Annotated in this window: 14 protein-coding genes and 2 pseudogenes; 12 read left to right on the top strand and 4 right to left on the bottom strand. The window is 63.6% G+C overall.

What is annotated here, in order from left to right:
* Window positions 1-24: 24 nt before the first annotated feature.
* The 8 genes and pseudogenes from ACZIRK_RS02790 to ACZIRK_RS02825 all read left to right on the top strand — a co-directional run bounded on the left by ACZIRK_RS02790 (window position 25) and on the right by ACZIRK_RS02825 (window position 10,447).
* Window positions 25-883 (top strand): annotated as a pseudogene (locus ACZIRK_RS02790) (aromatic ring-hydroxylating dioxygenase subunit alpha).
* Between the two features lie 289 nt (window positions 884-1,172).
* The gene (locus tag ACZIRK_RS02795; RefSeq protein ID WP_463326933.1) at window positions 1,173-3,500 is read left to right on the top strand and encodes a mechanosensitive ion channel domain-containing protein; all 2,328 of its coding nucleotides are present in this window, start codon (window positions 1,173-1,175) and stop codon (window positions 3,498-3,500) included.
* A 552-nt stretch (window positions 3,501-4,052) separates the two neighbouring features.
* A complete protein-coding gene (locus ACZIRK_RS02800; protein WP_028162678.1) occupies window positions 4,053-5,006 on the top strand; it encodes an ABC transporter permease in 954 nt (317 codons plus the stop codon).
* On the top strand, window positions 5,003-5,902 hold the full coding sequence (locus ACZIRK_RS02805) for an ABC transporter permease (RefSeq protein ID WP_130225875.1): 900 nt from the start codon (window positions 5,003-5,005) through the stop codon (window positions 5,900-5,902). Before ACZIRK_RS02800 ends, ACZIRK_RS02805 begins: the two co-directional genes overlap by 4 nt.
* A 41-nt stretch (window positions 5,903-5,943) precedes the next feature.
* On the top strand, window positions 5,944-7,650 hold the full coding sequence (locus tag ACZIRK_RS02810) for an ABC transporter substrate-binding protein (RefSeq protein WP_463326934.1): 1,707 nt from the start codon (window positions 5,944-5,946) through the stop codon (window positions 7,648-7,650).
* Window positions 7,651-7,660: 10 nt separating this feature from the next.
* Window positions 7,661-8,653, top strand: coding sequence for an ABC transporter ATP-binding protein (locus tag ACZIRK_RS02815; protein WP_130225873.1), 993 nt, complete (start codon window positions 7,661-7,663; stop codon window positions 8,651-8,653).
* Window positions 8,646-9,644, top strand: coding sequence for an ABC transporter ATP-binding protein (locus ACZIRK_RS02820; protein WP_130225872.1), 999 nt, complete (start codon window positions 8,646-8,648; stop codon window positions 9,642-9,644). The genes ACZIRK_RS02815 and ACZIRK_RS02820 overlap by 8 nt, the downstream gene beginning before the upstream one ends.
* Window positions 9,644-10,447 (top strand): TetR/AcrR family transcriptional regulator, encoded by an 804-nt coding sequence (locus ACZIRK_RS02825; protein ID WP_463326935.1) that lies wholly within the window; start codon window positions 9,644-9,646, stop codon window positions 10,445-10,447. Before ACZIRK_RS02820 ends, ACZIRK_RS02825 begins: the two co-directional genes overlap by 1 nt.
* A 173-nt stretch (window positions 10,448-10,620) precedes the next feature.
* Here the strand turns inward: ACZIRK_RS02825 and ACZIRK_RS02830 are convergent.
* Together ACZIRK_RS02830 and ACZIRK_RS02835 are read right to left on the bottom strand one after the other, a co-directional pair.
* Window positions 10,621-11,556: pseudogene (locus ACZIRK_RS02830) on the bottom strand (sensor histidine kinase); the annotation flags it as partial.
* Between the two features lie 427 nt (window positions 11,557-11,983).
* Complete coding sequence (locus ACZIRK_RS02835; RefSeq protein WP_130231752.1) at window positions 11,984-12,676, bottom strand: response regulator transcription factor; 693 nt, start codon at window positions 12,674-12,676, stop codon at window positions 11,984-11,986.
* 361 nt (window positions 12,677-13,037) lie between these two features.
* On the opposite strand from ACZIRK_RS02835, the gene ACZIRK_RS02840 reads away from it, so the two are divergent.
* Window positions 13,038-13,556, top strand: coding sequence for a hypothetical protein (locus ACZIRK_RS02840; RefSeq protein ID WP_456642563.1), 519 nt, complete (start codon window positions 13,038-13,040; stop codon window positions 13,554-13,556).
* Between the two features lie 80 nt (window positions 13,557-13,636).
* Here the strand turns inward: ACZIRK_RS02840 and ACZIRK_RS02845 are convergent, their stop codons facing one another.
* Window positions 13,637-15,958 (bottom strand): Tex family protein, encoded by a 2,322-nt coding sequence (locus tag ACZIRK_RS02845; RefSeq protein WP_130231654.1) that lies wholly within the window; start codon window positions 15,956-15,958, stop codon window positions 13,637-13,639.
* A gap of 294 nt (window positions 15,959-16,252) precedes the next feature.
* Here ACZIRK_RS02845 and ACZIRK_RS02850 point away from each other — a divergent pair, with 294 nt between their 5' ends.
* The 3 genes from ACZIRK_RS02850 to ACZIRK_RS02860 all read left to right on the top strand — a co-directional run bounded on the left by ACZIRK_RS02850 (window position 16,253) and on the right by ACZIRK_RS02860 (window position 20,022).
* Window positions 16,253-17,980, top strand: a complete 1,728-nt coding sequence (locus ACZIRK_RS02850) for an ATP-dependent Clp protease adaptor ClpS (RefSeq protein ID WP_463326936.1) — start codon at window positions 16,253-16,255, stop codon at window positions 17,978-17,980.
* A gap of 122 nt (window positions 17,981-18,102) precedes the next feature.
* Window positions 18,103-18,678 carry an alpha-ketoglutarate-dependent dioxygenase AlkB gene (locus tag ACZIRK_RS02855; protein ID WP_130228151.1) on the top strand — a complete coding sequence of 192 codons (576 nt, stop codon included), beginning with the start codon at window positions 18,103-18,105 and terminating at the stop codon, window positions 18,676-18,678.
* An 87-nt stretch (window positions 18,679-18,765) separates the two neighbouring features.
* Window positions 18,766-20,022 carry a DUF763 domain-containing protein gene (locus ACZIRK_RS02860; RefSeq protein ID WP_130228150.1) on the top strand — a complete coding sequence of 419 codons (1,257 nt, stop codon included), beginning with the start codon at window positions 18,766-18,768 and terminating at the stop codon, window positions 20,020-20,022.
* Between the two features lie 12 nt (window positions 20,023-20,034).
* Here ACZIRK_RS02860 and ACZIRK_RS02865 read toward each other — a convergent pair whose 3' ends face one another.
* The gene (locus ACZIRK_RS02865) at window positions 20,035-21,540 is read right to left on the bottom strand and encodes a CYTH and CHAD domain-containing protein (RefSeq protein WP_130228149.1); all 1,506 of its coding nucleotides are present in this window, start codon (window positions 21,538-21,540) and stop codon (window positions 20,035-20,037) included.
* Window positions 21,541-21,571: the final 31 nt, after the last annotated feature.

Here is a 21,571-nt window from a genome sequence, read left to right on the forward strand (position 1 = left end):
CCGCAACGAAGCGGAGCTTGCACCATGAATGGCAATATCGACCCCGGCACGCTGAACCAGTGGTATGTGCTGGATGCGCTCAGCGACATCCCGGCATCGCCGCGGCGCAATCGCCTGCTCGGCGTTGAGCTGACCACGCTCCGCGACGCAGATGGCGCGGTCGTCGTCTCGGCGGAAGATCGCGACGATCCGCTGCCGGTACGCGAGCGTTACGGCTACCTCTGGACCACGCTCGGAAAGCCCGATCGCGACGTGTTGCCGCTTCCCGAAGCTGACGAAGCGGACCGGCGGCATATCGTCTGCGGCGCAGTCTCGGTGCACGCTTCGGGCCTGCGCATCGTCGAGAACTTCCTGGACATGGCGCATTTCCCGTTCGTCCACACCGACATCCTCGGCGCCGAGCCGCACACCGAGGTGCGCCACTACACGACCGAGATCCGCCGCGACGTGGACGAGGTCTGGGCCACCGACTGCGAATTCTTCCAGCCGCAGGCGGCGCTATCGGCAAGCGACGGCATTGTCACGCAATATATTTACCGGGTCGCCGCCCCCTTCGCGACGCTGCTCTACAAGACCTGCCCGAATGCCGCCGATCGCTTGGATGTGATCTGCCTGTTCGTACAGCCGCTCGACCCCGACCATTGCCGCGCCCACCCGGTGGGGTTCCTGATCGACGACACCTCAGAACTCGCCGATCTCATCCAGTTCCAGCAGATGATCTTCCTGCAGGACCGCATCATCCTGGAAAACCAGCGCCCGCGGCTGCTGCCGCTGGAACCGCGCGCGGAAATCCCGACCCCGGGCGGATGCCTCCTCCGTGGTATACCGGCGCTGGCTGAAGGAAAAAGGCGTCGTCTACGGAACTACGCTCGGGGCGGCGTAGTGGCAGGGCTTCCTGCAGCGGCATTTTCGTAGGGGTACTGGAACATCTTGTGACTAGAGCGTTTTCGGTTCTAATTGCATCAGAACCGAAGCTCTAGATTCTTGCTTTGGCGCGTTTTCTTCACGCTAACCGGTGTCCACCCTCGGATCAAGTCCGAGGGCATGCTTCGCTCGAAAACGCTCTATGCATTGGCAGGCAGTGAGCCGCCTGTCACAGGCATGCCAAACTATGGCCGTACCCGCGTTAAATACACGCGATTCCCGCCACCCCTCATCATCGCAGCGTTTTCATGCCGAGCAACTGTCTCCGACTCATCACGATTGCGCTCACCTGTCTGCTGCTGATGTCGCCTGCGCGAGCGCAGATGATGATCCCGAACACGTCGCCGCCTCCTCCGCCGCAGCCGTCAGCAGCGGCGCAGGCGCAAGCGACGCTGGATATCCTGCAGGACGACCAGAAGCGGGCCCAGCTCATCCAGACGCTGCAGACCATTGCGAAAGCGTCCTCCTCCGGCGCGCCAGCGCAGCCGCAAGGTTCGGCGTCGCCGCCGGTCTTCACCGATAATCTCGGCGTGCAGCTTCTGGCCGAAGTCTCGGACTGGTTCGGCGACGTCTCTGACCAGCTCGCCACCGCGGCCCGCGCGGTGTCCGACTTTCCGATGATCTGGGGCTGGCTGGTCAATCTCACCACCAATCCGTACATGCAGCAGATGCTGCTCGACACGGCGTGGCGGCTCGTGCTCGTGATCGCCTGCGCTTTCATGGCGGAATGGATCATTCGCCGCGCGATCCGGCGTCCGCTCAACGCCATCGACCGCTACATTCCATTACGCGCGCGGCATGTCGATACCGTACGGGATCCGAGTGCGGCCAACGAAACGCAGCCGGTCCGGCGCTGGCATGCAACGCTCACCTACGCCTGGCAACTCGCCATCCGGCTTCCCTTTGCATTGGCACGGTTGTTCCTGGACCTGCTGCCGGTGGTCTGCTTCGCGGCGATCGGCAATCTCCTGCTCGCAACCGACATCGGCCGGGCGCCGACGCCCCGCGTCGTCATCCTGGCGATGGTCAATGCTTACGTGATCTACCGCAGCATCCTCGCCGTCACCGCGGCGGTGATGTCGCCGGCCTCCAGCCAGCCCAGCCTGTTCATTATCCGCGACGAGGCTGCCGCCTATCTCGACATCTGGTGGCGGCGGATCGTCGCCTTCACGGTGTTCGGCATCGCCCTCGCCAACATCGCGCTGCTGCTCGGCCTGTACCGCCCGGCCTATCACGCGGTAGTTCGGCTGGTGATGCTGGTGGTGCACCTGTTCGTGGTCGTCATCATCCTGCAATGCCGCCGCAGCGTCGCCGACTGGATCCGGGCGCCGGAGGGCGCGCGCGGCCCGCTGGTGGTGATGCGCAACCGCTTCGCCGATGTCTGGCACATTCTCGCGATCGTCCTCGACCTCGCGCTATGGACCGTGTGGGCGCTGCGGGTGCAGAACGGCTATGCGCTGCTGTTCCGCTATTTCGTCGCCAGTGTCGCCGTGCTCCTGATCGCGCGGCTGGCACAGATTGCGATGATGGCGGCGCTGGATCGCGTGTTCCGCATCAGCCCGGAATTCACGCGCCAGTTTCCGGGCCTCGAAGCACGCGCCAACCGGTATTTCCCTGCATTGCGGAGCATCGTCTCGGGCGTGATCGCTGTCATCACCGTGATCGCGCTGCTCGAGGTCTGGGGCCTGGATGCGGCGGCATGGTTCACCAGCGATCACATCGGCGGACGCCTGCTATCGGCGCTGATCACGGTCGCGATCGCCGGCGTGGTCGCGCTTGCGATCTGGGAAGCGGTCAACGCCGCCGTCGAGCAGCATCTGCTGCAGCTCTCGCGCGAAGGACGCTACGCCCGCGCGGCGCGGATGCGTACCTTCCTGCCGATGCTGCGCACGACGCTGCTGTCGATCATCCTCACCGTCGTCGCGCTGACGGCGCTGAGCCAGCTCGGCGTCAACATCGCCCCGCTGCTCGCCGGCGCCGGCATCGTCGGCATCGCCATCGGCTTCGGCTCGCAGAAACTGGTGCAGGACGTCATCACCGGGCTGTTCCTTCTGCTCGAGAACGCGATGCAGGTCGGCGACTTCGTCACCGTGTCGGGCCTGTCTGGTGTCGTCGAGAACCTCTCGATCCGCACCATTCGGCTGCGGGCCGGCGACGGCTCCGTGCACATCATCCCCTTCAGCTCGGTGACATCAGTCACCAACACCAACCGTGGCATCGGCAATGCCTCGGTCAGTGTCAACGTGGATTACAAGGAAGATCCCGATCGGGTTGGCGCCGTGCTAAAGGAGATCGGCGCCGAGTTGCGCAAGGATCCAGCATTCCAGCACATGATCCGCGGCGATCTCGACCTCTGGGGTGTCGACAAGGTCGATGCCACCATGACGACCATCGTCGGCCAGATCCAATGCACGGACTCCGGCCGCTGGCCGGTGCAGCGCGAGTTCTACCGGCGCATGAAGAAGCGCTTCCACGAGCTCAACATCCAGATCGCCCGGCCACCGCAGACCATGCTCGTGTTGCAGTCGCCTTTCGAGCGGAAGGACGAGTCACGCGGTGCGGAAGCCGCGGAGTAGCCGTGGCGATATTCCGGTTGAGCTAGCGCGTGATAAGGTCAGGTTCGAGTTGGTGCCCGGTCGAAGGTGCCTCACCTCTCCCCATCGGGGAGAGGTGAACAACTGCCGTCACGCCGATTCAAGCAAAGCCATAGCGCTTCAATCCCACTTCACACCTGTTACGCTTCTCCGAGACGCCCCACCCACCGGGCTAGCCAAAGGCGCGCCCGGCGACAGGTTCTGGCGTGATGATGACGCGCTATGAGTCTCCACTGCGGCCACGAGCCGCATCTGCATTTTCAAAAACCGAGTATGGTAGCTGCCAGCGTGCTCGGAAGCAGTCGACGCATCCACGAAGCTGTTGCAAGCGCGCTAGCCGGTGATACGATCCAAACAATAGTGGGGAAACGCTTGAAATTGCCGCGTTGCAACGCAAGCTGAGCGGCAAATTTCTCCTCACGAAAAATCGGCAACAGACCGATTGCAAGAGGGAGGACTGCAAGGTGAAGCCAGCGAACACTCTTTTCGAACTTTCGGCATGCTTGATGGCTGCTACGATCAGCGGGTAGGCCCTTGTACGGCTACATTGTGCGCCGGCTGCTGGCGCTGATCCCCACGCTGCTGTTTGCGAGTCTGATCGTGTTCGCCACGGTACGGATGATTCCGGGCGACGTGATCGACATGATGCTGAGCCAGAACGATCTGGCGGCCGACAAGCTGAGCCGCGAGCAGCTCGTTCAAGCGCTCGGCCTCGACAAGCCCATGGCCGAACAATACCTGATCTGGATCGCCGGCATCTTGAAAGGCGATTTCGGCCGCTCGCTCTGGCAATCGACTCCGGTCCTGGAACTCGTCCTGCAGCGCCTGCCCGTCACCTTTGAGCTCGGCGTCATCGCGCTCGCGGTGGGTCTCGTGATCGCGCTGCCGATCGGCGTCTACTCCGCCGTCCGGCAGGACACGGTGGGAGATTTCGTCGCGCGCTCGTTTTCGATTCTTTTACTGGCCGTGCCGAGCTTCTGGATGGGCACCATGGTCATGGTGTTCCCATCGATCTGGTGGGGCTGGTCGCCCGAAGTGAACTATGTGAAGTTCGCCGACGACCCGATCCAGAATCTCAAGCAGATCATCGTGCCGGCCATGGTTCTCGGCGCGAGCCTGTCGGCCGTCACGATGCGCATGACGCGCACCATGATGCTGGAGGTGCTGCGCCAGGACTACATCCGCACCGCCCGCGCCAAGGGTCTCAACCAACGCCTCGTCATCATGCGCCACGCCTTGCGCAACGCGCTTATCCCGGTGATTACCCTGGTGGGTCTCCAGGCCCCCTTGCTGATCGGCGGCGCCATCATCATCGAGCAGATCTTCGTCATCCCCGGCATGGGGCTTCTCCTGCTCGAGGCGGTGAATCAGCGAGACTACCCGATCGTCACCGGCGTGTTCCTGACGGTGGGACTCGCAGTGATGCTCATCAACCTCATGGTCGACCTCAGCTACGGACTGCTCGATCCGCGAGTGAGGACCAGATGACGGCGATCGAACAGGCCAATCCCTCCGTCGGTCAGGAGACGAGACGCAACCCGGCACTGCAGTTTCTGGGCCGCCTGTTCCGCGAGAAGCCGTTTGGTGCCGCGGCCGGGATCATCTTTCTGCTGTTCGTCTTTGCCGGCCTGTTCGCGGATGTGCTGGCGCCCTATGGCTTCAACGAGATCAATCCCATACAGCGGCTCAAGCCGCCGTCCTGGGCGCATCTCTTCGGCACCGACAATCTCGGCCGGGACCTGTTCTCGCGCTGCCTGTATGGCGCCCGCCTTTCGGTGATCATCGGTTTCTCGGCCGCGTTTCTTGCAACCGTGATCTCGGTGCTGATCGGCGCACTGACGGGCTATCTCGGCGGCCGCTTCGATCTGATCACGCAGCGATTCGTCGATGCCTACATGTCCTTTCCCGAACTCGTGATCCTGATCGCTGTCGTCTCCGTGGTCTGTCCGGGCATGCCGCAAATCATCGGCGTGTTGAGCCTTGCCTTCGGCATCGCCGGTTCGCGCATCATCCGTGGCGCCGTCGTCTCCGTGCGCGAGCACATGTATGTGCACGCCAGCCAGTCGATCGGCGCCTCCACCGGCCGCATCCTCTGGCGGCATATCCTGCCCAACATCATGCCGCCGATCATCGTGCTGTTCACCACCCGCGTCGGCGCCGTGATCCTCGTCGAGTCCGGACTGTCGTTCCTCGGGCTTGGCGTTCCGCCGCCGGCGCCGACCTGGGGCGGATTGCTGTCGGGCAGCGGCCGAACCTACATGTTCCAGGGTCCATGGTTGGCGCTGGCGCCGGGCCTCTGCCTGACCATCGTGGTCTATGCCACCAACGTCTTTGGCGATGCCCTGCGCGATCTGCTCGACCCGCGCATGCGCGGGTCGCGATAGCCGGCGGCCATACAAAACAAACAAAGAGGAGGGAGAGAAGCATGGATCGGAAGACGACGTTCGGCAGTCTCGCGCGAGGTTTGGCCATCGCAGCTACCCTTGGCCTGTCCCAGTCGCCTGCCCTGGCGGACGAAAAGCCGCAAGTCGGCGGCACGCTCAACATCGGCATGGTCTACGTGACGCTGTCGCCGCTATCGTGGGATCCCGCCGACTGGACCTGGAAATTCCAGCAGGACACCGGGCTGATGTACGAGCAGCTCTTTGTCGGCGATCTTTCCAAGACAAAGCGCAACGGCGGCAAATACAGCTTCGTGCCGGATGCCTGGCTGCCGAGCGACGCCGTCAAGGGCGAACTCGCGGAAAGCTGGGAATGGAAGGAAAATCCGCTCCGCGTCGAGGTCAAGCTCCGCAAGGGCGTGATGTTTCCCGAAAAGCCAGGCGTGATGGCCTCACGCGAGCTCGTCGCCGACGACGTCGTGCAAAGCTACTACCGCCTCGACAAGAGCCCGAAGAAGGTCCCGACCTATTTCGATCATGTGCAGAAAGTCGAGGCGACGGACCCGCACACGGTTGTCTTTACCTTCAACAACTATCACGCCGAGTGGGATTACCGTTTCGGCTGGGGCTACTATTCCGGCATCGTGCCGAAGGAAGTGGTCGACGCCGGCGCCGGCAACTGGAAGAACGCCAACGGCACCGGCCCGTTCATGCTGACGGACTATATCCAGGGCAACGCCGTCACATTCTCGAAGAACCCGGTCTACTGGGACAAGGAAAAGATCGCCGGCCAGGAGTACAAGCTCCCGTTCGTCGACAAGATCGTCTATCGCACTATCAAGGATGAGGCCACGTTCCTCACCGCGCTGCGCACGGCCAAGCTCGACCTTCTCGAAGCGATCAGATGGACCGCCGTAGACGAATTGAAGAAGAGTGCGCCCCAATTGCAGTGGTCGCGTTCGCTCGGCACCGGCGGCACCTTCCTCGCCATGCGCGTCGACACCAAGCCGTTCGACGACATTCGCGTGCGGCGCGCGCTGAACATGGCGGTCAACAAGAAGGAGATCGTGGCTTCCTACTATAATGGCAATGCCGAACTGTTCGCCTATCCCATGCATCCGGATTACATCGGCTACTACGAGCCACTGGAAAGTATGCCCGACAGTGTGAAGGAGCTCTTCACCTACAATCCGGAGAAGGCGAAGGCCCTGCTGAAGGAAGCCGGCTATCCCAACGGCTTCTCCTTCAAGGTCCAGGTCTGCTCCTGCTCGCCGGATCACATGGATTTGCTGCCGCTGGTTGCGGCTTATCTGGAGAAAGTCGGCGTCAAGCTGGAGATCCAGCCGATGGAATATGGCGCCTTCCTCTCCGCCATGACGACGAAGACCAACGCCGCCGGCTATTTCATGCGCAACGGCCACACCAATCCCACGACCTCGATCCGCAAGAGCTTCGTCACCAAGCAGACCTGGAATCCGTCGCAATACTCCGATCCCGAATTCGACAAGAAGATGAACGACGTCTACCTGGAGCGGGACGAGTCCAAGCGCCAGGAAATGATCAAGGCGCTGACGCGCGAGATCGTGGACAAGGCCCCCTATATCTGGCTGCCCGTCGACTACTTTTATACGGCATGGTGGCCGTGGGTGAAGAACTATGGCGGCGAACTGCGTGTCGGCTCCGAACGACCCGGTCCGATCCATGCTCGACTCTGGATCGATCAGGATCTCAAGAAGAAGCTTGGTTACTAGAGGCCTCGCAATGACGGCGGCAGCCAAACCTCTCCTCAGCGTACGCAACCTCGTGACCCGGTTCGGTCGCGGCCGGGGAGCGGTGACCGCCGTCGATGATGTCTCCTTCGATGTCGGCGTGGGAGAAACGGTGGCTGTTGTCGGCGAGTCGGGCTCAGGCAAAAGCGTGACCGCGCTGTCGATCCTGCGCCTGATTCCCTCGCCGCCCGGCCGGATCGAAAGCGGCGAGATCCTGTTCGAAGGCACCGATCTCACCAAGCTTTCCGAGCGCGAGATCATGGAGATTCGTGGCAACCGAATCGCCATGATCTTCCAGGAGCCGATGAGCTCGCTCAACCCGGTGCTCACGGTGGGATTGCAGGTTGCCGAACCGATCAATGTCCATCGACGCAAGCCCTGGGATGCAGCGCTTGGCACCGCGAAACAACTGCTCGGCCGGGTGCGGATGTCGGATACGGAATCGCGGCTCCGCGCCTATCCGCATCAGTTCTCGGGCGGCATGCGCCAGCGCGCCATGATCGCGATGGCGCTGGCCTGCGAGCCGCGGCTGATCATCGCGGACGAGCCGACCACGGCGCTCGACGTCACGGTTCAGGCGCAGATCCTCGACCTGTTGAAGGATCTCGCGCAAGGTTCTCGCTGCTCGCTGATCCTGATCACGCACGACCTCGGAGTGGTCGCACGCTATGCCGACCGGGTCGTCGTGATGTATGCGGGGCGCGTGGTGGAACAGGCGCCCGCGCGCGAGCTTTATGCCAATCCCCGCCATCCCTACACGCGCGGCTTGATGGCATCGGTGCCGCGGCTCGACGGCGACACCAATAAACGTCTGGTGCCGATCGACGGACAGCCGCCCAACCTCGCCCGGCTCCCGACAGGATGCGCGTTCGCGCCGCGTTGCAAGCAGGCCACCGACCTTTGCCACCGCGAGCGGCCGGCGCTGGCCGAGATCAGACCGCAACACCAAACCGCCTGCTGGCTGGAGACACCTGCACATGTCTGAGGCCGATGTCCTCCTCCGCGTCGACGATCTGCGGGTGCACTTTCCCGTGCACAAGGGCGCGGTGTTCCGCAAGCAGGTGGCGACGGTAAAGGCCGTCGACGGCGTCTCCTTCCAGTTGAAGCGCGGCGAAACGCTTGGCCTTGTCGGCGAAAGCGGTTGCGGAAAGTCGACAACGGGCCTTGCAATCCTCCGGATGCTGGAGCCGTCTGGGGGGCGCATCGAGTTCGAGGGCAAGGACATCACCCATTTCGACAAGTCCAGCCTGCGTCCGCTGCGCCGGCGCATGCAGATGGTCTATCAGGACCCCTTCGGATCGCTCAATCCGCGCATGAAGGTCCGCGACATCATCGGCGAACCGCTCGAGGTTCATGGCCTCGCGAACGACAGAAAGGCCTTTGATCAACGGATCGCGCAGCTGATGCGGACGGTCGGGCTGCTGCCTGACATGGCCGACCGCTTTCCACACGAATTCTCCGGCGGCCAGCGACAGCGGATCGGCATCGCGCGCGCGCTGGCGCTCGAGCCCGCGCTGATTATCTGCGATGAGCCAGTCTCCGCGCTCGACGTGTCGATCCAGGCGCAGGTCGTGAACGTCTTCGTCGAGCTGCAGCAGCGGCTCGGAATGGCCTACCTCTTCATCGCCCACGACCTTGCCGTGGTCCGCCACGTCAGTGACCGCATCGCCGTGATGTATCTTGGCCGGATCGTCGAAATCGCGGCACGGGACGAGATCTATCGAAAGCCGCTCCATCCCTATACCCAGGCGCTGCTGGCGGCCGTGCCGGTCGCCGATCCCGTTGTCGAGGCCACCCGCAAGCGCGTTCCGGTCTCGGGCGAGGTGCCGAGCGCGATGAATCCGCCGTCCGGCTGCCGCTTCCACACGCGCTGTCCGCTTGCGATCGATCGCTGCCGACACGAGGACCCTGCGTTGCGCGACCTCGGTGCCGGTCGGGCCGTGGCTTGCCACCTGCACGACATGGCCGCACAATAATGCCGTCCGAGAGGTCGACGCGGCGCGGTGATCCGGCTGCGTACACGCAAAAATACCTGAAGCGGCGCGAGGCGATCATCGGAACCTCGGCGCGCCTTTTCAACCGCGATGGCCTGAAGGGCGCGACTTTGGCCGAGATCGCTGGGGATGTCGGGCTGCTGACCCACAGCATCACCTATTACTATCGCCGCAAGGAGGATCTCGCGGCGGCCTGTCTGCTTGCGGCGATAGAGACAACCAAAACCGTGGTCCTCGACGCGGCACGGGAGAACCGGCCGGAAGACAGAATCCGCAGCTACGTATGCGGCTACGCCGATCTGTTGGCGGAGATCACCACCGGCGCGCGGGACGAGCTGGTGTTCTTCAACGATATCCGCGCATTGACCGGATCTCATGCGCGTCGCGTATTCGACGCCTACAACGATCTGTTCCGCAGCGTGCGCTCGCTGCTTCCCCGCAGCGAGTCGACGGAAGATCGCCTGTCGCGAAATGCCCGGACCCACCTCCTGCTGTCGCTCGTTAATATGATGCGGGCGTGGATCTCACGCTATGAGCCGTCCGACTATCGGCCAGCGGCTGAACGGATGTCTGCGATCCTGATCGATGGCCTTGCCCGATCGCCCAAGTCCTGGCGGGAAGGCGCAGCGCCCGAGCTCGGTTGGCTGCGAGCCGCGACCGCACGGGATGTCGTTCCAGAGGCCTTCTTGCGCGCGGCCACCATGATGGTGAATGAACAGGGCTATCGCGGCGCATCGCTGGAGCGGATCGCGAGCAGCCTCAACCTGACTAAGGGATCGTTCTAGGTGAAAGATAGTCCCGGCGGAACTGCGCTCCCTCTCCCGCTTGCGGGAGAGGGTTGGGATGAGGGTGTCTCCGCATTGGGACTCCCCGAGTGGAGAGAGCCCTCACCCGGCGCTACGCGCCGGCCTCTCCCGCAAGCGGGAGAGGTGAAGATTCAATGTGATCTCATCATGCTCTAATTCGCTGGCGCTGAGAACCAGAGCTTGACCTGAACACCCGGTGACTGATCGAGCAGCTCGATCCGGGCGCCATGGAGGTGGGCCACGGCGGCGACGAGGCTCAGTCCAAGGCCGTTTCCAGGCGTGTAGCGGCTCTGCTCGAGCCGGTAAAACCGCTTGAAGACATGGTCGCGTTCGCCGGGAGGAATTCCGGGCCCGTCATCGGTGATCGCAATGACGGCCTCCTCATCGACGTTTTCGCAGGCAACGACGATCTTGCCTCCGGCGCGACCGTGCTTGATGGCATTGTCCACGAGGTTGGCGATGGCATCGAACAACAGATCGCGGTCGCCGGTCACCCGCACCTCGCGGTCGCCAGTGATGGAGAGATCGGTACCGTCGCGCTCCGCCGCGGCGTCATAGAGCTCGACGACCTCGCTTGCGATCTCGACCAGGTTCACGTTGCGAAACGCGCCTTTGCGCACCTGGGTCTCGATGTGCGCGATCCGCGTGATCGAGGAGAACATCCCCAGGACGGCATCGAGGTCCGCGATCGTGTCGCCGATCAGCGCTAGATCTTTCTCGCCAATACGTTCGCCGTGATAGGCCTTCTCCAGCCGTCCGCGCATCCGCGTGAGCGGCGTCCGCAGATCATGGGCGACATTGTCGCTCACCTGCTTGACGTCTCCCATCAAGGCCTCGATGCGGTCGAGCATCAGGTTCAGATTCTCCGCCACACGATCCCATTCGTCATGGCTGCCGCGCAGCGGAATGCGCTTGTCGAGGCCGCTTTGCATGATGGCCCGGCTGGTGGCGTTGATCTCTTCTATTCGTCCCACTGTCCGCTGCGTGACCAGGATGCTCGCCACCACCGCAACCACGAACATCAGGAAAATGATTGCAATCACCGCCGCCCAGATCTTGGCGGCAAAGCTGTCGAGGTCGCTGATATCAGTTCCCACCAGCAGACGATCGCCGCCCGGTAGCGTTGCAGACATGGCACGAAACCGCGATTGGCTTGCGGCATCCGACGCACGAGGGGCATGAAACTCCGTCAATCCCTGCGCAGTCGTGGCCGCCGAAGGCCATTTGTCGAGATTCCCGGCGAGAACGGCGGACGCATGATCGACCAGAAGATACAGTTTTTCTGCGGAACTGCTGTCGGCCATCCGGTTTCGGATCAGCTCAATCAATTCCTTGCGTCCTGATCGCTCGTAAGCGCCGAGCAGGCCGGAATATTCGGCCATGATGGCCTGATCTGATCGGCTGCGCACGAAAGAGGCGGTCGACAGATAGACATAGGCGAAGATGGTGGCGGCGATTACGCCAAAGGTCACGATCGCGGCCAGCGCCAGCTTGAAGGTCGTCGACCTCAGGGTATCAGCCAGGAGCACGGAGACAGTACCCCATGCCGCGGACGGTATGGATCAACGGATAGGCCTGCTGGTCGTCGACCTTGCGCCGCACGCGTCCGACATAGACGTCGATGATATTGGTCGAGGGATCGAAGTGGAGATCCCACACGTGCTGCAGCAGCATCGCGCGGGAGACAACGCGGTTTTCGTTGCGGACCAGATACTCCAGAAGCTGGAATTCCCGCGGAAGCAGTGGAATGGCCTTGCCGCCGCGGTTGGCGGTGCGCGAGATCAGGTCGATGGCGAGATCGCCGACCCGCAGGATGGTGTCCTTGGCGATGGTCTCGCTGCGCCGGCCAAGCGCTTCCAGCCGCGCCAGCAATTCGACAAAGGAGAAGGGCTTGACCAGATAATCATCGCCGCCGGCGCGCAGGCCACGGACCCGATCATCGACCTCGCCGAGCGCGCTGATGATCAGGAAGGGAGCAGCGACGCCACCGTCGCGCAATTGACGCATGACCGTGAGGCCATCGATGTCGGGAAGCATGCGGTCGATCGTGATCACGGCATGATCGCGAGACGTGCCGCGCCGAAGGGCTTCGTTGCCGCTCGCGGCCAGATCCACCTCATAGCCGCTGCTCGTGAGTTGCTCGGCGAGTTGGCCGGCAGTTTCCGCGTCGTCCTCGACGACGAGAATGCGGCGATGACCTGCCGTCATGGTCTTCTTCCGAATGACTGGCCACGAACGCGCGGCGTTCCTGCAGTCCAGGACGTCGCGCAGCTGGCTTTGTCGGAGATGCTCATCGTACTCCGATGGTTGCGCGGGACGGCTCCCATGAATGTGACGGTCACCCCAGGCCCACCCGGCGAGGCTGCGCCGGAAGGTGCCGTGTCGCGCTCATCACACCGTGGGTCGGCAGTCAGTAGTAACCGTCGTACCCGCAGACGTTGACCCACTGCAGCCCATAGCCCGTCCACACTTGGGTCCAGCAGTCGTCGTAGTAGCCAGCGTAGGCGGCGTAGCCGAAGGGCACGCCGATGAACGCAAAGCGATTGAAGCGGTTGCGGAAGAAGCGGTTATGGAAGCCATGCCGGAAGGCTGCGCTTCGAAAAGCTGCGCCTCGAAAGCCGGGGCTCGCGAAGCGCGGCGCGAATGCAGCATTCGCATTCGCGAACCGCGCACCAGCAAACCGCCCACCCACAAAACGCGGTCCTCCGCCGATGGTAGCAAAACGCGGTCCTCCGCCAATGCTCGCGAAACGCGTCCCTCCACCCATGCCGCCGAAGCGCGTTCCTCCGCCTATGGCGTGCATCCCGCCTCCGAAGCCGCCGCCGCGGAAACCTCCGGCCATGCCACCGCCGCGGAAGCCTCCGCCCATGCCGCCGCCGTGAAAACCGCCGCCCATGCCGCCGCCATGGAAGCCACCGCCGCCGCCCCCGAAGCCACCGCGAGCGAAGGCCGGCGACGCGAACGCAAGCGCGGTCGTGAGCGCACCCGCGATAAGGGAATTGACGAGCTTGCTCTTCATCCCGATTCCTCCCTGGTTGAATTGCAGCGACGCATCGCGTCGCAACAGGAGAACGATCAGGAGAGCTAAAAGCTCCTTCGACTTCAACTGACAAAGGCGACAGATTCTGACACGGAAGTTAGCTTCCGTGCCAGACTAAGCAGTTCCGCTCAGCGTAGCGGCTTGCCGTTCTTCTCGCTGGCGCGGCGGAAGGCGTCGGCGAAGGCGTTGCCGGGTTGTTCTTGCTTGCGCGGGGCGGAGGACGTCATCGGCCCGCGAACACGGTCGCTCGACGAGCCCTTCGAATCCTTCTTGCCGGTCTCATCATCGAGCCGCAGCGTCAGCGCGATGCGCTTGCGGGCGACTTCGACGTCGAGCACCTTCACCTTGACGATGTCGCCGGGTTTGACGACTTCGCGTGGATCCTTGATGAAGGTCCTGGACATCGCCGAGATGTGCACCAGACCGTCCTGATGCACGCCGATATCGACGAAGGCGCCGAAGGCGGCGACATTGGTGACGGTGCCCTCGAGGATCATGCCGACTCTGAGGTCCTTGATCTCCTCGACGCCTTCCTTGAACACCGCGGCCTTGAACGCCGGACGGGGATCGCGGCCGGGTTTTTCCAGTTCGCGCAGGATGTCGGTGACCGTCGGCAGACCAAAGGTCTCGTCCACGAACGACTGCGGCTTCAACTGGCGCATGATCTCGCTGTTGCCGATCAGCGCCTTGATGTCGCTCTTGGTCGCCGTGAGAATCCGGCGCACCACCGGATAGGCCTCGGGGTGCACGCCCGAGGCATCGAGCGGATCCTCGCCGTCGTTGATGCGCAGGAAGCCCGCGCATTGCTCGAAGGCCTTCGGCCCCAGCCGCGGCACCTCCTTCAGCGCCTTGCGCGACTTGAACGGGCCGTTCGAGTCGCGGTGCTGCACGATGCTTTGCGCCAAGCCGGGCCCGATGCCCGACACCCGCGACAGCAGCGGCACGGAGGCGGTGTTGACGTCGACGCCCACGGCATTCACGCAGTCTTCCACGACGGCGTCGAGCGAGCGTGCGAGCTTGCTCTCGCCGAGATCGTGCTGATACTGGCCGACGCCGATCGCCTTGGGATCGATCTTCACGAGCTCGGCGAGCGGATCCTGCAGGCGCCGCGCGATCGACACCGCGCCGCGCAGGGTGACGTCGAGCCCGGGCAGTTCCTCGGACGCATAGGCCGAAGCCGAATAGACGGAAGCGCCGGCCTCGGAGACGACGATCTTCGTCATCTTCAAGTCCGGCAGCCGCTTCACCAGTTCGGTCGCGAGCTTGTCGGTCTCGCGCGAGGCCGTGCCGTTACCGATCGCAATCAGGTTGACGCGATGCTGAATCGCGAGCTTGCCCAGGGTCGCGAGCGCCTCGTCCCATTGCCGCTGCGGTTCGTGCGGATAGACCGCTGTCGTCGCCAGCACCTTGCCGGTCGCATCGACGACGGCGACCTTGACGCCGGTGCGATAGCCGGGATCGAGCCCCATGGTCACGCGCGCACCGGCGGGCGCCGCCAGCAGGAGGTCGCGCAGGTTGGAGGCGAACACGCGCACGCCTTCGGTCTCCGCCGCGGTCCACAGCCGCATGCGCAGGTCGATGTTGAGATGCACCTGGATCTTGGTGCGCCAGGCCCAACGCACGGTTTCGATCAGCCATTTGTCGCCGGGACGGCCGAGATCGGAAATGGCGAAACGCTTCATGATCTTCAGTTCATAGGCGCTGGGCACGCCGGCCACCGGCGGCTCCGCCTCCGGCTGCATCTGCAGATCGAGAATCTCCTCCTTCTCGCCGCGGAACAGCGCCAGGATGCGGTGCGACGGCAGCTTGTGCAGCGGCTCGCTGAAGTCGAAATAGTCCTTGAACTTTTCGCCCTCGGTCTTCTTGCCCTTGCGCACGGTCGAGACCATGCGCGCGTTCGCCCACACCTCCTCGCGCAGCGCGCCGATCAGATCGGCATCCTCGTCGAAGCGCTCGACCAGGATCGCGCGCGCGCCTTCCAGCGCCGCGGCCACGTCGGCCACACCCTTGTCGGCATCGACAAAGGCTGCCGCCTGCGCTTTCGGATCATGCTGCGGCTGCGTCATCAACAGCTCGGACAACGGTTCGAGCCCGGCCTCCTTGGCGATCTCGGCCTTGGTGCGACGCTTCGGCTTGTAGGGAAGATAGATATCCTCGAGACGCGCCTTGTTGTCGGCGGCCATGATCTGCGCTTCGAGCGCGGCGTCGAGCTTGCCCTGCTCGCGGATCGAATTGAGGATCGCGGTGCGGCGCTCCTCGAGCTCGCGCAGATAGGTCAGCCGTTCTTCCAGCGTGCGCAATTGCGCGTCATCGAGCGCGCCGGTCAATTCCTTGCGATAGCGGGCAATGAACGGCACCGTGGCGCCGCCGTCGAGCAGCGTGACGGCCGCCTCGACCTGCTGCTCGCGCACGCCAAGCTCCTGCGCAATCTGCTGATGAATCTTTGCCACGCAATTCCCTCTGCACCACTTCGAAGCAACCGAACCGCCGGTCGCAAGGCGCCGCTTATGGACATGCCCGCCGATTTGATCAAGCGGCAGAGAGAGGCAGTTCACAAGCGCGGCCGCGCGAAACGGCGAATCGGTATCGCGGTCTGTGCGCCGTCAATCTGCCGAAGATGTGTCGAATGGCTCTCCAGCGAAGCGCTCCCAACATTTTCCAGTTTGGCCTGCTTGACGAACGGCAGGTTTCATGATGTTCTTTTTTTGTTCTTTCGATCTTAAATTGTGCGCAAGAGGTATTTCATGGACGACGGGTATACCGGCGCCGAATCGTTTCAATTTGTCTTCCACAACGATAACGAGACGCCTCGAGAGTTCGTCAGAGAGCTTTTGCGCGCCGTGTTCGGCAAGTCGGAGCGGGAGGCCATCCTGTTCGCGGCCGAGATCGACCAGCAGGGCAACGCCACCTGTGGCCCCTATCCGTCCCGGGTCGCGGCAGCGCTATGGAAAACAGCGCAACAGCGCATCAACGCAGCCGGGCATGGTCTTCAGATTACCAGCGAAGCGGTAAGGACCAGCGGTCCCTGCGATCTGTGCGGCGCGCCGCCGCCGGTGCAGGAGGTGCAACTCGACGACAAGATTGCCTGCCTCTGCAGCGACTGCCTGCTCGCGGCAAGGGATGCATCCGAAAAATTGCAGGGCGAAGAATTCAGATACACATACGTCGCGATCGATTGGCATTTTGCGGGCATTCCACGCAACCAGCTCGTGACGCGGGCGCGCGGCTTTCCGGGTCACATGCGTGCGGACGTTCAGGTCGCGCTGGATCGACTGCTCTCCTCACCGATCCACTTCTTCGGCGTTCACGAAGAATATCGCTACGAGACGCTGACTTTTGCGGGATTGATGAACGACGGGCGCAATGCGCCGGTGATCGCTCCGCCGCAATATTATGAAGTCGATGTCGGTGAGCCGGCGGCGGTGAAATGTCTTAACAACGGATTGTGGCTGTGCCGCGCCGGCGAGCTTCGCTACGCGGTGCTGCTGTCCATTTATCGCGAATCCCGCAACGAGGACGCGATCCGAATCGAGATCGCGGTGCCGACCGGCGCGGCCGGCGACACCTTCGTTCAGCGCTGTTTTTCGGAACTCGAGCAAGCGGTGCAGACAGCACGCTCCTATCGCGGCAAGATTCTTTCGCTCGACAGCGGGGCCGAGTATCGCGGACGTTCAAGGGGCGTAACTGTGCACCGGTTGCCGCCGGTCGATCGCGAGGCCGTTATCCTGCACGAACCGACCCTGAGACTGCTTGAGCGCAACGTCCTGAACTTTGTCGGCAGCCGCGACGCGTTGCGCCGGCTTGGCCAGTCGACGCGCAAGGGCATCCTGCTTTATGGACCGCCGGGCACCGGGAAGACTCACACCATCCGCTACCTCGCCACCAACCTGCCGGGACATACGACACTGATCATCACCGCCGAACAGATCGGGCTGCTCGAAGCCTACATGAATCTGGCGCGGCTGCTGCAGCCGACGATGGTCGTGATCGAGGACGTCGACCTGATCGCCACCGACCGCGAGCTGATGGGCCCGTGCGAGGAATCGCTGCTCAACAAGCTGCTCAACGAGATGGATGGGTTGAAGGAGGATGCCGACATCCTGTTCGTGCTCACCACCAACCGACCCGAGGAGCTCGAAAGCGCGCTGGCCGGCCGGCCCGGCCGCATCGACCAGGCGATCGAGGTGCCGCTGCCGGATGCGATCGGGCGCGGCAAGCTCGTGCGGCTCTATGGCAAGAACCTGCCGCTTGAGGAGACCACCGTCGATGAAGCGGTGCGGCGCACGGACGGCGTCAGCGCCGCCTTCATCAAGGAGCTGATGCGGCGCCTCGCACAGGCCAGCATCGCCCGCGACGGCGGCAAGTCGGTGATGTCGGCCGACATCGACGAGGCGCTCGACGACATGCTGTTCGCCGGCGGCCGGCTCAATGTGAAACTGCTCGGCGGTGCGCAGGAGATGGCCGCGGAGTAACGCACGCCCGCGTGAAGGGCCATCGCGCCTGGTCCGGCGATGCTACCCGCGCCCCTTCATGTCGCGCTGCTCCGCCCTATATTTAGGTGGTGCCCCTGCAGGCCGAGATAAGGACCGCCGGCTTGACCGAGCAGCTCGCCCTCTTTGCCGACAATTCCTCCGCGTCATCAGCGCCGGAGGGATTGCGCTATGCCGCCGATTTCATTTCGCCTGACGTCGAGCGGGAATTGATCGCGCGCATCGCTGCGCTGCCGCTGCAACCGTTCCAGTTCGGCCAATATCAGGGCAAGCGGCGGGTGGCCTCGTTCGGCTTCCGCTACGACTATACGGAGCGCCGGATGCGCGAGGCCGATTTCATCCCGGACTGGCTCCGCCCCTTGATCGAGCAGGTTGAGGCCTTCGGCGGGCCACGGACCGAGATCGCCCAGGCGCTCTGCACCGAATACGAGACCGGCGTCGGCATCGGCTGGCATCGCGACAAGCCGCATTACGAGCGGGTCTTCGGCCTGTCGCTGGGATCGCCGTGCAAGTTCCGCTTCCGCCGCCCGGCCGGCGACAAGTGGGAACGTTTCACCTTGGAGGCGCAGCCCCGATCGATCTACCTGCTCTCGGGCGAGGCGAGACAAATCTGGGAGCACAGCATCCCAGCGGTCGAAGCGCCGCGCTATTCCATTACGTTGCGCACGATGCGGGACTAGTCGCGAGGGACGCTTCGATCACCTCTCCCTATGGGAGAGGTGAAGCAAGAACTGCTATACTCCACCTGATTCAGCACCAGGAGCCTCATGGCACGACGAACCGGTAGCGCCGATCTTCCGCTCCATAACGGGCGCGTGCCCGCGTGGCTCGGCCAGCGCATGTCCACGCTCGGCGCGATCATCACGCAGGCGATCGTCCACCATTACGGGCGCGAGGAGTTCCTGCAGCGGCTCGCCCATCCGTTCTGGTTCCAATCCTTCGGCGCGGTCATGGGGATGGATTGGCATTCCTCTGGAATCACCACGTCGGTGATCGGCGCATTGAAGCGCGGGCTCGTGCCGCTGCAAGACGAGCTTGGCATCTATGTCTGCGGCGGCCGCGGCAGCAACTCGCGCCGCACGCCGGACGAGTTGACCGCGCTCGGCGAACGCACCGGCTTCGATGGCGTGGCGCTGACGCGTGCCAGCCGGCTGGTGGCCAAGGTCGATAGCGCCGCCGTCCAGGACGGCTTCGAGCTTTATCTGCACGGCTTCTTCGTCACCGAGGACGGCAAGTGGACCGTGGTGCAGCAGGGCATGAACGGCGACAAGCGGCAGGCGCGCCGCTATCACTGGCATTCCGAAACTCTGAAGAGCTTCGTCGACGAGCCGCACAGCGCCATCGATGGTCCCGCGCAGGGCGAGATCATCAACCTGACCGATCATCGCGCCGAACAATCGCGCGCGGCGCAGCTCGATCTGCTCGGCGCGCTTGGGCCCGACGGCATCGCGCGCGAATATGCCGCGCTGTCGAAACAGCCCGAGGCGCAGCCGGAGCTGCCGCATCTGATCATGCCCGCGCATCACGACGTCCGCGCCAGCGACGTGTTTACGCGCCGCCTGCACGGCACGCTGGCGGCGGCCGCCGAATGCGGCCCGCGCGATTTTCGGGAATTGCTGCTGACGCCGGGCGTCGGCGCGCGCACCGTGCAGTCGCTCGCGATGGTCGCCGAGGTCGTCCACGGCGCACCCTACCGGTTCAAGGATCCCGCGCGGTTTTCGCTCGCCCATGGCGGCAAGGACCGCCATCCCTATCCGGTGCCGATCAAGGTCTATGACGAGACCATCCGCGTGCTGAAATCCGCCGTGCAGCAGGCGAGCCTTGGCCGCGAGGAGGAGATCCAGGCATTGAAGCGCCTCGACAGTCAGGCGCGCCTCTTGGAGCGAACCGCAACCGGCCCATCCTTCGATGCGTTCGTCGCGCAAGAGCGCAACCGATCGCCCGCGCTCGGCGGCCGCTCGGTGTTCGGATGGGAAGCGGAGATCGCCGGCAGCAAACGCGCGACGCCGGGCAAATCGACATAGACGCCGTCGGCTTCACGCCACTTGCAGCCGTTGCGCCTCCTTGAGGGCGACCTTCATCAGCGGCCTGATCGCCTTGTCCTCCCGGCCAACCACCACGCCGGCCGCAAGTGCGCGGGCGCGCCTGTTCTCGCGCGGCGCCTGCAGCGCTGCTGCCATGGCCATCTTCCGATGCGCAACAAAGTCGTTCAGCGCGCCAAGCGCATCCTGGATCTTCTTGAGATGGCCGGACAGGCGTTTAAGTCTCTTCTGCTCGCGCTTGGCCGGAAAAAGCGACTTGAAGAAGTCCACCGCATACCTGATCTTCTTGATCCTGATCCGGAGCTTATGCCGCGCGCGCGGCGACAGGCGGTCAAGGTGCTGGCCTTGCTTGCGCGCCTTCCTGATGCGACGGTGCAAGACGTCAGCCGCAAATTTTTCGATCGGAACGTCCATATGCTCGTTCGCCGAAGGCGGCTTCGACTCGACCCACTCCAGCGTGTCGACCAGCAGCCTGCGGAACCGTATCGAGCTCACCGCCCTCTTCGCCCGTGTAAGGGCATGGGCGCGCTTCTCGTCGAACTCGTCCTTGATGGCCTTGCCGCCGCGGCTCAGCGCGCGGTCGTGCGTAACCGGCTCGACCTGCTCGCTGATGAACACGTCGATTTCGCGCGCAGGCGCGAGCTCAGCCGTGAGCCACTTCAGCTCGCGCTTGGCGGCTCCCGTCCCGGCACCAGGCAGCACCTTCGAAAACAGCGAGATCGCCGCGCGGAGTCTGCGCAGGCCCACCCGCATCTGATGAACACCTTCCGCGTCAAGATTGCGGACCGCATCCGCATTTCCAGAGAAATGACGAACCGTCGCGCGGGCGATGACCCGGAATGCCTCGCCCGCCGTCATGTCGGCGGGGAGCTCGATCGGCTCGGCGAAAACGACCTGTTCCTCCCTGCCCTCGGCGAGGCCATAGCCGCGGTCCGATTTTGATCGCAAGTCGAGTTCGGCTCCCAACCGTTGCTCGATCGCTCTGGCAATACGGAATAGGTCAGCGAGCCGGCCGCTTTTCAGCTCAAGTTCGAGTTCCTCGATGGGGCTCGCACGGTGACCCGCAACGATCTTTCCCCGATCGATGGCGAGTTCGATCTCACTCCTGCGGGTCCGGACCGGAACGATGGTGCGATGAACCGATGTCTTGAACACAGGCTTCAGCTTGCGGCGTAGCTTGCCGGTGGCGAGCGGCTCGAGCGGCGTGTCGTCGACCTCACGAAGGTCCGGCGCGTCGTCCTTGATCTCCGCTTCCCATTCGCCTCGGCCAAACTGCGCGCCGTTCGCCGACTTGATCGTCTGGATGTTCGTGCTGCCGTTTTGCCGCACGCGCAGTGTCAGACCGCGACTCTTCAGCTTGTGTTTCCCGGTATCGAAATAGGTCGAGACAAGATCGCTGTCCGATCGCTCACCCATTTTTCCACCGGGAATGCGCCAGCCGGCGAGAGATTTGAGGTCGCGCGCGGCCACGCGGAATTTCAGTTCCGTCTCGACAGCCATGCTTGCTCCGTATTGCTGTTGGATGCGGACT

The sequence above is a fragment of the Bradyrhizobium sp. Leo114 genome (assembly GCF_055229415.2).

Excerpts from the sequence above, each read along its gene's own strand:
- ACZIRK_RS02795 (WP_463326933.1), top strand. The coding sequence starts at position 1,173 with ATGCCGAGCAACTGTCTCCGACTCATCACGATTGCGCTCACCTGTCTG.
- ACZIRK_RS02805 (WP_130225875.1), top strand. The coding sequence starts at position 5,003 with ATGACGGCGATCGAACAGGCCAATCCCTCCGTCGGTCAGGAGACGAGA.
- ACZIRK_RS02810 (WP_463326934.1), top strand. The coding sequence starts at position 5,944 with ATGGATCGGAAGACGACGTTCGGCAGTCTCGCGCGAGGTTTGGCCATC.
- ACZIRK_RS02815 (WP_130225873.1), top strand. The coding sequence starts at position 7,661 with ATGACGGCGGCAGCCAAACCTCTCCTCAGCGTACGCAACCTCGTGACC.
- ACZIRK_RS02820 (WP_130225872.1), top strand. The coding sequence starts at position 8,646 with ATGTCTGAGGCCGATGTCCTCCTCCGCGTCGACGATCTGCGGGTGCAC.
- ACZIRK_RS02825 (WP_463326935.1), top strand. The coding sequence starts at position 9,644 with ATGCCGTCCGAGAGGTCGACGCGGCGCGGTGATCCGGCTGCGTACACG.
- ACZIRK_RS02835 (WP_130231752.1), bottom strand. The coding sequence starts at position 12,676 with ATGACGGCAGGTCATCGCCGCATTCTCGTCGTCGAGGACGACGCGGAA.
- ACZIRK_RS02840 (WP_456642563.1), top strand. The coding sequence starts at position 13,038 with ATGGAAGCCATGCCGGAAGGCTGCGCTTCGAAAAGCTGCGCCTCGAAA.
- ACZIRK_RS02850 (WP_463326936.1), top strand. The coding sequence starts at position 16,253 with ATGGACGACGGGTATACCGGCGCCGAATCGTTTCAATTTGTCTTCCAC.
- ACZIRK_RS02860 (WP_130228150.1), top strand. The coding sequence starts at position 18,766 with ATGGCACGACGAACCGGTAGCGCCGATCTTCCGCTCCATAACGGGCGC.
- ACZIRK_RS02865 (WP_130228149.1), bottom strand. The coding sequence starts at position 21,540 with ATGGCTGTCGAGACGGAACTGAAATTCCGCGTGGCCGCGCGCGACCTC.